Below are 10,217 nucleotides of genomic sequence, written 5' to 3'. Positions count from 1 at the left end.
TCTCCAGGGTGATCCCCGGCAGGGTCCGGGCAGACTGCGCCAGAGTGCCCGGCGTAGCCGCCGTCGGCCCACACCTGCACGATGGAAGGCATTTTCGCCCGGGTCTTCTCCAGGACCCGGCGTCCGCCGTCGCGGTCCTGCAGGCTGGCGGCGGTCACCAGCACCACGGCCAGCAGGCCGGCGGTGTCGGCGCCCTTGGCCGACTGGGAGTCGATGACCCTAAGCCGGGGCCGCAGGTTCCCGTCCGGCCGGCTGCCGGACCGCCCCGCGCAGCGCGTCGTGGACCGGGCCGGTCGTGCCATCGGCGTTCCAGCGCTGGAAGTACCAGTAGATGGTGCCCCAGACCTCCTCCGGCTGTCAGAGTCAACCACCCGCAGGACACTTTCCCAACACTTACTTAGAAGGCCGGCCAGGCCCATCGAGGAAGGCTGGGCGCTCCGGGACGGGAAGCGGCGCACCCCAACTTCACATCGGCTTTGCAGGACACGCCCATTTCCGCGCCGGAACCGGGCGTGTCCTGCAACGTCGTTTGTACGCCGGATGCCGTTTGGCGCTACCGTTGAAGTTGGGGTCCAACGATGGACGAGTTCAACGAGCTGCTGACCACGGCACGGGCGGCGTACGCCCGCGGGGACTGGCACGCCGCCCACCGGCAGCTCACCCAGGCCCGGACGCTGGCGGACCTGCCCACCGCAGACCTGAACATCCTGGGCAGCGCAGCCTGGTGGCTCGGGCGGGTCAAGGAATCGCTGGCGATTTCCGAGGAGGTCTACCAGCGTTTCCAGGACGACGGCGATGCCGCCAGCGCCGCCATGACGGCGCTGAACCTGGGGCTGGTGTGGTTCATCCGCGGCGACCTGGTCATTGCTTCGGGCTGGACCAACCGTGCCCGGCGGATCCTGCAGGAGCTGCCCGAAGGGCCCGAGCACGGCTACCTGCTCTACCTCGATGCCACCGTCAAAGCGGTCGCACTGGACCTGGCGGACCTGGAACCGGCACGGGAGGCAGCGGCCAGGCTGCGGGATCTGGGACAGCGCCTGCACGCCCCGGCGCTGACGTCCCTGAGCCTGGCCCTCGCCGGCCTGGTGGACGTGCTCGGCGGCAGCACCGCCTCCGGCTTTGCCCAGCTGGACGAGGCGATGCTGCCGGTCCTCGCCGGCCAGCTGCCGGCCGAATGGGCCGGGGAGATCTACTGCACCGTCATCCATGCCTGTTATGCGCTGGCCGACCTGCCGCGGATGCGGGCCTGGACGCAAGCCACGGAACAATGGTGCGAACAGTTCACCGGCGAGGTGGTGTACTCGGGCATCTGCCGCATCCACCGGCTGCAGCTGCAAAGCATCGAAGGCGGCTGGGACGCCGCCGAACATGCCATCGCGCAGAGCGGCACCGAGCTGGTGGGCCGGAACAACTGGGTTGCGGGCGAAGCCTTCTACCAGCTGGGCGAAATCCGGCGGCTGCGCGGGGACAAGGACGGCGCCCTCGAGTCCTATGCGCGGGCCCGCGACCTCGGCTTCGACCCGCAGCCCGGCGAGGCCTTGCTGCAGCACGCGGCCGGGAAGGACGACGCCGCGTGGGCCGGCCTGCGTGCCTCCCTGGCCGGGCGGGACCGGGTCGCCAGCGCGCGGCTGCTGGGGGCCGGCGTCGAAATCGCCCTCGCCCTGGGACTCCAGGACGAGGCAGAACAGCTGTGCCGCCAGCTGGAAGAAACCGCCGCCGCATTCGGCACCGCCGGCTTCCGTTCCTGGGCCGCGCAGGCGCGGGCCACCGTGCTGCTCGCGCAGTCCAGGCATGCCGAAGCCCTGCCCGTCCTGCGGGCCGCCGCCCGCGAATACCGCAGCCTGCATGCCCGCTACGAAACGGCCAAGGTCTATGAACTGCTCGCCCAGGCGCACCGTGGGCTGGGCCAGCCCGACGTCGCCGCGGCGGATTCGGCGACGGCGCTGGCCATCTACCGCGAGCTGGGCGCCCTGCCGGACGTGCGGCGGCTCGAGGGCGGCCGGCCGCCCGGCGGGCTGACCGAACGCGAAGCGGACGTGCTCGGGTTCATCGCCGCCGGAGCCAGCAACAAGGACACGGCCGAGGCCCTGTTCATCAGCCAGAAGACTGTCGGGCGGCACCTGGCCAATATCTTCGCCAAGCTCGGCGTCTCCTCGCGCACCGCAGCCGCGGCCTGGGCGCACGAGCACGGCCTGCGCCCGCACCGGTAACCGCTGCTGCATCCGGCGGACGGGCCTGCATACTTTGAGCCATTCCCCCGCCGGCAAATTGGGTATTCCGCCCGACGCCCCGACTGCGCCTGCTCCGTAGCGTGGAAAGTGCAATATCAAACGGACGTCAAAGGAGTACCGGTCATGGATATCGACCTGGCGGTCCTGGCCGGCGGTGTCTCCACCGTCATCTTCGCCGGCAGCGTCATGCCCATGATCGTCAAGGCCGTGCGGACCCGGGACCTGGCCTCCTACAGCCTGGGCAACCTGCTGCTGGCCAACACCGGCAACCTGGTCCACGCAGTGTACGTCTACAGCCTGCCCGCCGGGCCCATCTGGGCGCTGCATGCCTTCTACCTGCTCACCACCGGATTCATGCTGGCGATGTACCTGCGCCACGGGGGCACGCGTCCGGACCGTCCGGTGCACAGGGCCGGCGGCACGGCACCTGGTTCTCCCGGTGCCCGCCGTAGGGCCGACCTCCTCCTGTCAAACCACGCGGGCAGCACAGGCCCGTAACCACCGAAGGAAAAAACCATGACCATCGATCAGGAAACCTCCCTGATGCAGCTCGAAACCGAGGAATCCGCTACGGGGCAGGTGGACGCCGCGGCCGTGCAGGCCGTTGCCGGACGCTTCCTGGGCATCCTCAACGAGGCAGCGATCGCCATGCTGACCAGCATCGGGCACCAGACCGGGCTCTTCGACACGCTGGCCGGGCTGCCGCCCGCCACCAGCGAGCAGATCGCCGATGCCGCCGACTTGAACGAGCGCTATGTGCGCGAATGGCTCGGCGGCATGACGGCGGCACGCGTGGTCCGCTATGATCCGGAAACCCGGACCTACCGGCTGCCACGCGAGCATGCTGCAGTACTGACCCGCGCTGCAGGAGCGAACAACGTGGCCCTGCTGATGCAGCACATCTCGATGATGGGCGAAGTGGAGCAGAAGGTCATCGAACGGTTCCGGCACGGCGGCGGCCTGTCCTACACCGACTATCCGCTCTTCCACCGGAACATGGCCGAGACCAGCGCCGCGGTGCATGATGCCGCACTGCTGGAGGTCATCCTGCCGCTGGCGCCGGGCCTGACCGAACGGCTGCGGGACGGGATCGACGTCGCGGACATCGGCTGCGGCCATGGCCACGCCATCAACCTCATGGCCCAGGCCTACCCCGCCAGCCGGTTCACCGGCTACGACTTCTCCGAGCAGGCCATCCGCGCAGCCCGCGCCGAAGCCGAACGGCTGGGGCTGGCAAACGCTTCCTTCGAGGTCCTCGACGTGGCCACGCTGGACATCGAGGCCGGCTTCGACGCGGTCACCGCCTTTGACGCCATCCACGACCAGGCCCACCCGGCCACGGTGCTGCGCAACATCCACCGGGCACTGCGGCCCGACGGGGTGTTCCTGATGGTGGACATCAAGGCATCCAGCAATGCGGAGGACAATATCGACCTGCCGTGGGGAAGCTACCTGTACGCGATCTCGACCGTCCATTGCATGAGCGTTTCGCTTGGGCTCGGCGGCGACGGGCTGGGCACGGTCTGGGGCGGACAGCTGGCACAGTCCATGCTCGCCGACGCCGGCTTCCGGAACGTTGAGTCCAAGGAGGTCGAGGCCGACGTGTTCAACTCCTACTTCGTCGCCAGGAAGTAACTGCCATCCGGCGTGGATAGGCCCGGCGGCCCCTTGCGGCCGCCGGGCCTATCCGTGTCCGCACGCGCCCCTTTCCTTAATCCTGTGGCTGGGGTTACACTTATTGACGATAAATGAATTAGTTTCATTTAGGGGCCCGCACCCGGGTCCGCGAAAGGAAACAAGTGGAACACCTCGAACGCGACGTCGTCGTCATCGGAGCCGGCCCCTCCGGCCTGACCGCCGCCACCGAACTGCAGCGGGCCGGCCTGAGCGTGGCCGTGCTGGAGGCCCGGGACCGGGTCGGCGGACGCACCTGGACCGACGTCGTTGACGGCGCCATGCTGGAAATCGGCGGCCAGTGGGTTTCGCCCGACCAGACCGCCCTGCTGCGCACGCTGGACCGGCTGGGGCTGGAGACCTTCTCCCGCTACCGCGACGGCGAGTCCGTCTACATCGATCCGCAGGGCAGGCGCACCCGCTACACCGGGGAAATGTTCCCGGTCAGCGAGGAGACCGAGCGGGAAATGAACAAGCTGATCGAGTCCCTGGACAAGCTGGCCGCAGAGATCGGCGCGACCGAGCCGTGGGCCCATCCGCGCGCCCGCGAGCTGGACACCATCTCCTTCCACCACTGGCTGCGCCAGCAGTCCGCCGACGAGGAGGCCTGCAACAATATCGGGCTGTTCGTCGCCGGCGGCATGCTCACCAAGCCGGCCCACTCCTTCTCCGTCCTGCAGGCGGTGCTGATGGCCGCCTCGGCCGGTTCCTTCTCCAACCTGGTGGACGACGGCTTCATCCTGGACAAGCGCGTGGTCGGCGGCATGCAGCAGGTTTCGCAGCGGCTGGCCGAGGAGCTGGGCGGCAATGTCTTCCTCAACTCCCCGGTGCGCACCCTGCGCTGGCCGGGCGAAGACGGTTCTGCAGCCCAGGGCGTCACCGCCGTCTCGGACACCGTCACGGTCAAGGCCCGCTACGCGATCATGGCCGTGCCGCCGAACCTGTACTCGCGCGTCTGGTACGAGCCGCCGCTGCCGCGCCGGCAGCACCAGATGCACCAGCACCAGTCGCTGGGCCTGGTGATCAAGGTCCACGCCGTGTACGGGACCCCGTTCTGGCGCGAGGAGGGCCTCTCCGGCACCGGCTTTGGGGCTGCTTCGCTGGTCCAGGAGGTCTACGACAACACCAACCACGGCGACAGCCGCGGCACCCTGGTGGGCTTCGTCTCGGATGAAAAGGCCGACGCCGTGTTCGAGCTCAGCGCCGAGGAGCGCAGGGAAGCCATCCTCGCCTCGATCGCCAGCTACCTGGGCGAGAAGGCGCTGACCCCGGAGGTCTACTACGAATCCGACTGGGGCTCGGAGGAATGGACCCGCGGCGCCTATGCCTCCAGCTACGACCTGGGCGGCCTGCACCGCTACGGCAAGGACCAGCTCAAGCCGGTCGGGCCGATCTACTGGTCCTGCTCCGATCTGGCGGCCGAGGGCTACCAGCACGTGGACGGCGCCATCCGTGTGGGCGAGGCCACCGCGGCCGCGATCATCTCCGCCGCGCGGTCCTGAGTCCAGCGGCCATAAACAGCAGCGGCGCCGCCCCGGTACGGGGCGGCGCCGCTGTTGTCTGTGCTGGCGGACTGCTCTCCTAGATGAGCGCGTCGGAGAGGTGGTTCGGCGTACCGAAGCGGTGCGCCGTAATGGAGACTGCCTGTTCGCGCAGGAAGGTCAGCAGTTCCACGCGGCCGGCTGCGACGACGCTGTTGGCGTAGATGGCCACATCCGGCTTGCCGCCGGCGGCCTCGGCCGTCGCGGTGACCGATCCGCCGATCAGGCGGATCCGGGCGCCGGAGTCCGGCCCGGTCCGGGCAGCCAGCGCCTTCGCGCGGGCGGCCCAGGCTGCGTCGTCCTCCAGCACGGCCGTCACACCGGCGGTGCGCAGGGCGCGCTCGACGGCGGCCGGGAGGGCAACGGCGGTGCTTACGGTCAGGCCGGCCCGGGCGGTCAGGCCGGCGGCAACAACGCGCAGCAGTTCGGCCACGCCGTGGCCGGAGGTCGGGGCCTCGTAGCGGATGGTGGCCGGGACGGGGGCGTAGCGGAAGACGTTGCGCTCGGCGTGCAGTCCGGACACGTCCCGCGCCACACCGAATTCGGCGGCCCAGGCTTCGGCGTCGGAGGCCAGTGCCTGCTCGAGCCAGCTGCGGTCCGCCGCCCCGAGCACCCTTTCGGCGGCCTGAAGCAGGCCGCGGGCCGCTCCGTCCACCGGGGCGGCCGGTGCCGCCGCGAACGGTGCGTCCTGCCAGGAGCCCAGACCCACCAGGTAGTTCGGGCCGCCGGCCTTGGTACCGGCACCGACGGCGGATTTCTTCCAGCCGCCGAACGGCTGGCGGCGCACGATGGCGCCGGTGATGCCGCGGTTGATGTAGAGGTTGCCGGCCTGGACGTTGTCCAGCCAGTACTTCAGTTCGCCCGCGTCCAGCGAGTGCAGCCCGGAGGTCAGGCCGTAGTCGATGTCGTTGACGATGCCGACGGCTTCCTCGAGGGTTTCGGCGGTCATGACGCCCAGGATCGGGCCGAAGTATTCGGTCTTGTGGTACTCGCTGCCGCGCCTGACGCCGGCGCGCACGCCCGGGCTCCACAGCTTCCCGGTGTCATCCAGCTGCTTCGGTTCGAGCACCCAGTGCTCACCCTCGCCGAGCGTGGTCAGCCCGGAGAGCAGCTTGCCGGCGGCCGGCTCGATGACCGGACCCATCTGGGTCTGCGGGTCCACCGGGTAGCCGACCTTGAGCGAGCGGACTGCATCGACCAGCTGGTGGTGGAAGCGCCGGGACGCGGCGACGGAACCGACCAGGATGACCAGCGAGGCCGCGGAGCACTTCTGCCCGGCGTGCCCGAAGGCCGACTGCACCACGTCCCGGGCGGCCAGGTCCAGGTCGGCGCTGGGGGTGACGATGATGGCGTTCTTGCCGGAGGTCTCGGCCAGCAGCGGCAGGTCCGGCCGGAAGGAGCGGAACAGCTCCGCGGTCTCGTAGCCGCCGGTGAGGATGAGACGGTCCACGGCGGGGTGGGAGACCAGCTGCCTGCCCAGGTCGCGCTCGGACAGCTGCACGTACTGCAGCACGTCGCGGTCGATGCCTGCCTCGTCGAAGGCCTCCCAGAGGGCTTCGACCATGACGGCGCCGGAGCGGCGGGCCTGCTTCGCGGGCTTGATCACGACGGCGGACCCGGCGGCCAGGGCCGCGAGGGCGGAGCCGGCGGGGATGGCCACCGGGAAGTTCCACGGCGGGGTGACCACGGTCAGCTTCGCGGGGACGAATTCGGCGCCGTCGACGGCGTCGAGCTGCTTGGCCAGTTCGGCGTAGTAGTGGGCGAAGTCGATGGCCTCGGAGACCTCCGGGTCGCCCTGGTCCAGTGTCTTGCCGCACTCGGAGGCCATGACCTCGAGCAGTTCGGCGCGGCGGGCCGCCAGGCGCACGCCGGCGCGGTGGAGCACTGCCGCACGCTCGGCGCCGGTCAGGGCGCCCCAGGCGGTGCCGCGGGCGAGGGCGGTGTTGATGACCGCCTCCAGTTCGGCCTCGGTGGAGAGCTCGTGCGACTCGGCGGTGGCCTGGCCCAGGGTGGAGGACGGCACGCGCTCGAGGATGGCCCGACCCCAGGCGCGGTTGGCCGGCAGGTCCGGGTCGGTGTCCGGGGTGTTCTCGAAGCTGGCCTCCGGGCCGCCGTAGCCGGCCGGTCCGCCCGTTTGGCCGGAGAGCGCGGCGCGGCGCACGGCCTCGTCCGCAGCCGCGGCGGCGTCGAACCGGCTGCGGTCCTGGATGCGGTTGGGGCCGGGCACCTCGGCCGGGAGCGCGGCGAGGGAGGCCAGGAAGCGGTTCTTCTCGCGTTCGAAGAGCGCCTCGTTCTTGTCCAGCTCGAAGACGGCGGACATGAAGTTCTCCTGGCTGGCGCCTTCCTCGAGGCGGCGGATCAGGTAGGCGATCGCCACGTCGAATTCCTGCGGGTGCACCACCGGGGTGTAGAGCAGCAGCGAGCCGACGTCCTTCTTCACGGCTTCGGCCTGGCCGGTGGCCATGCCCAGCAGCATTTCGAACTCGATCGCTCCGGTGGTCCGGTCCACGCCGCGGGACTCGGCCAGCAGGTGGGCCAGGGCCAGGTCGAAGAGGTTGTGCCCGGCCACGCCGATGCGCACGTTGGCGGTATGCGCGGGAGTGAGGGCGTAATCCAGCACGGCCTTGTAGGAGGCGTCCGATTCCAGCTTGGACCCCCAGGTGGCCAGCGGCCAGCCGTGCAGGTCGGCGTCGACCTGCTCCATCGGCAGGTTCGCGCCCTTGACCACGCGGACCTTGATCGGGGCGCCGCCGGCGGCGGTGCGGGCGGCGGCCCATTCCTGCAGCCGGATCATCGCGGCCAGGGCGTCCGGCAGGTAGGCCTGGAGCACGATCCCGGCCTCCAGGTTCCGGAACTCCTCGCGCTCGAGCAGGCGCGTGAAGACGGCGATGGTCAGGTCGAGGTCCTTGTACTCCTCCATGTCCAGGTTGATGAACTTGCGCGGGGAGGTGGAGGCGGCCAGCCGGTAGAGCGGGGCCAGCTTCTCAATGATGTGCCCCACCGCTTCGTCGAAGGCCCAGTGGTTGTGCGGGGCGACGGTGGAGGAAACCTTGATGGAGACATAGTCGACGTCGTCGCGGGCCAGCAGCCGCCGGGTGCCCTCGAGCCGGCGGGAGGCTTCGCCCTCGCCGAGGATGGCCTCGCCGAGCAGGTTCACGTTCAGGCGGACGCCGTCCTTCTTGATCTTCGCGATGGAGCGGCCGAGCTTGGCATCGGTCGCGTCGACGATCAGGTGGCCGACCATCTCGCGCAGGACCTTGCGCGCGGCCGGGATGACCACGCCGGGCAGCACCGGGGCGAGCGCGCCGCCGGCGGCGACCGCGGACTTCATGTACCAGGGCAGGAAGGCCGGCACCTTCGGCGCCAGGGCCTTGAGGTTGCGGGCCGCAACCGCCAGGTCCTCGGGACGGACGACGCCGTCGACGAAGCCGACCGTGAACTCCAGCCCGTTCGGGTCCTGCAGCACACCGGCCAGCTGCGCGGCGGAAGCATCCACGGGCACCTTGGCACCCTCGGTAAGCCAGCGGCGGACCAGGGCCACGGCGTCGCCGGCCAGGTCCTGGGGCCGGAGACGCCCGGCGGCCTCGATGGAGGAAATGGTCACGGTTGTACTCCTTGCATGGGTAAAACACAAACAGCCAGCAACCCGGCAGGGCTCGCCGGAAGCGGAGTGGCTCGAGATGGTGGAGGCCGGTTTTGCCGACTTGATTTTCAGTATGCAGCCGGGTGAAGTTAAGGAAAAGCGTTGTTTTCCGAAGGATAAGGTTCGGGTAAACCGAACGGTAATTGAACTGGATTAAGGACCTTCCGTGCTTGACCTCCACCGGCTCCGGCTGCTGCGCGAACTGAGCATCCGCGGCACCATCGCCAGCGTCGCCGCGGCCCTGAGCTACAGTCCCTCCTCCGTGTCCCAGCAGCTGTCCCTGCTCGAGCGCGAGGCGGGCACGGAACTGCTGCGCAAGAGCGGGCGGCGGCTGCAGCTCACCGCGCAGGCGCAGGCCCTGGTGATGCATACCGGCGAGGTGCTGGACTCTATGGAACGGGCCGAGGCGGCACTGGCGGCCGCCCAGCCGGTGGTTTCCGGCACCGTGCGCCTGGCCGTCTTCCAGACCGCGGCGCTGGCCCTGATGCCGAACATGATGCGCACCCTGCGCGAGAGCCATCCGCAGGTGCGGGTGGAGCTGGTCCAGCACGAACCCGAGACCGCGCTGCACGAGACCTGGGCGCGGAACTTCGACCTGGTGGTCGCCGAACAGTATCCCGGGCATGCCGCACCGCATTATGCGGGCCTGGACCGTCAGCTCCTGACCCGCGACGATATCCGGCTGGCCGTCCCCGCGGATCTGTCGGATGCGCCGGAGGACTTCCGCCGGGTCCGCGCCCTGGCGGACGCGGCGGGGCTGCCGTGGGTGATGGAACCGCACGGGGCGGCCTCGCGGCACTGGGCCGAGCAGGCCTGCCGCTCGGCCGGCTTCGAGCCGGACGTGCGCTTCGAGACCCCGGACCTGCAGGCGCACGTGCGCCTGGTGGAATCGGGCAATGCCGTGGCCTTGCTGCCGCAGCTGGTCTGGGCGCACCGCCAGCAGGCCGCCCGGCTGGTGGACCTGGCCGGCCAGCCGCAGCGCACCATCTTCACCGCCATGCGCCGCTCCAGCGCCCGGCACCCGGCCATCGCGGCGGTCCGGCAGGCGCTGGAGACCGAAGCGGCAGCACTCGGGGCCGCTGCGCAGTAGCACCAAAACGGCGGTGCCGCCCCCTGCCGGGGCGGCAC

General features: G+C 70.1%; 7 protein-coding genes and 1 pseudogene. 6 read left to right on the top strand and 2 right to left on the bottom strand.

Annotated elements, in window-relative coordinates; translation table 11 throughout:
• Nucleotides 1-302: pseudogene (locus HGG74_RS09350) on the bottom strand (hypothetical protein); the annotation flags it as partial.
• A 276-nt stretch (nt 303-578) separates the two neighbouring features.
• Here HGG74_RS09350 and HGG74_RS09345 point away from each other — a divergent pair.
• The 4 genes from HGG74_RS09345 (at nt 579) to HGG74_RS09330 (ending at nt 5,407) form a co-directional block, all read left to right on the top strand.
• Nucleotides 579-2,210, top strand: a complete 1,632-nt coding sequence (locus HGG74_RS09345) for a LuxR C-terminal-related transcriptional regulator (protein WP_168486084.1) — start codon at nt 579-581, stop codon at nt 2,208-2,210.
• A 144-nt stretch (nt 2,211-2,354) separates the two neighbouring features.
• A complete protein-coding gene (locus HGG74_RS09340; protein WP_168486083.1) occupies nt 2,355-2,729 on the top strand; it encodes a hypothetical protein in 375 nt (124 codons plus the stop codon).
• Between the two features lie 18 nt (nt 2,730-2,747).
• Nucleotides 2,748-3,866 (top strand): class I SAM-dependent methyltransferase, encoded by a 1,119-nt coding sequence (locus tag HGG74_RS09335; protein WP_246262783.1) that lies wholly within the window; start codon nt 2,748-2,750, stop codon nt 3,864-3,866.
• A gap of 164 nt (nt 3,867-4,030) precedes the next feature.
• A complete protein-coding gene (locus HGG74_RS09330; protein ID WP_168486082.1) occupies nt 4,031-5,407 on the top strand; it encodes a flavin monoamine oxidase family protein in 1,377 nt (458 codons plus the stop codon).
• 79 nt (nt 5,408-5,486) lie between these two features.
• Here the strand turns inward: HGG74_RS09330 and HGG74_RS09325 are convergent, their stop codons facing one another.
• A complete protein-coding gene (locus HGG74_RS09325) occupies nt 5,487-9,050 on the bottom strand; it encodes a proline dehydrogenase family protein (protein WP_312856799.1) in 3,564 nt (1,187 codons plus the stop codon).
• Here HGG74_RS09325 and HGG74_RS09320 point away from each other — a divergent pair.
• Together HGG74_RS09320 and HGG74_RS09315 are read left to right on the top strand one after the other, a co-directional pair.
• Nucleotides 9,043-9,246, top strand: coding sequence for a hypothetical protein (locus HGG74_RS09320; RefSeq protein ID WP_168486081.1), 204 nt, complete (start codon nt 9,043-9,045; stop codon nt 9,244-9,246). The two genes, HGG74_RS09325 and HGG74_RS09320, sit on opposite strands and share 8 nt — an antisense overlap.
• 9 nt (nt 9,247-9,255) lie before the next feature.
• Complete coding sequence (locus HGG74_RS09315; RefSeq protein ID WP_168486080.1) at nt 9,256-10,179, top strand: LysR family transcriptional regulator; 924 nt, start codon at nt 9,256-9,258, stop codon at nt 10,177-10,179.
• Nucleotides 10,180-10,217 lie beyond the last annotated feature (38 nt).

Origin of the sequence: Arthrobacter mobilis (assembly GCF_012395835.1) — a bacterium.
In the GTDB taxonomy this organism is placed as follows: Bacteria; Actinomycetota; Actinomycetes; order Actinomycetales; family Micrococcaceae; genus Crystallibacter; species Crystallibacter mobilis.
This window is presented reverse-complemented; position numbering and strand designations above follow the sequence as displayed.

Excerpts from the sequence above, each read along its gene's own strand:
- HGG74_RS09335 (WP_246262783.1), top strand. The coding sequence starts at position 2,748 with ATGACCATCGATCAGGAAACCTCCCTGATGCAGCTCGAAACCGAGGAA.
- HGG74_RS09345 (WP_168486084.1), top strand. The coding sequence starts at position 579 with ATGGACGAGTTCAACGAGCTGCTGACCACGGCACGGGCGGCGTACGCC.
- HGG74_RS09340 (WP_168486083.1), top strand. The coding sequence starts at position 2,355 with ATGGATATCGACCTGGCGGTCCTGGCCGGCGGTGTCTCCACCGTCATC.
- HGG74_RS09320 (WP_168486081.1), top strand. The coding sequence starts at position 9,043 with ATGGTCACGGTTGTACTCCTTGCATGGGTAAAACACAAACAGCCAGCA.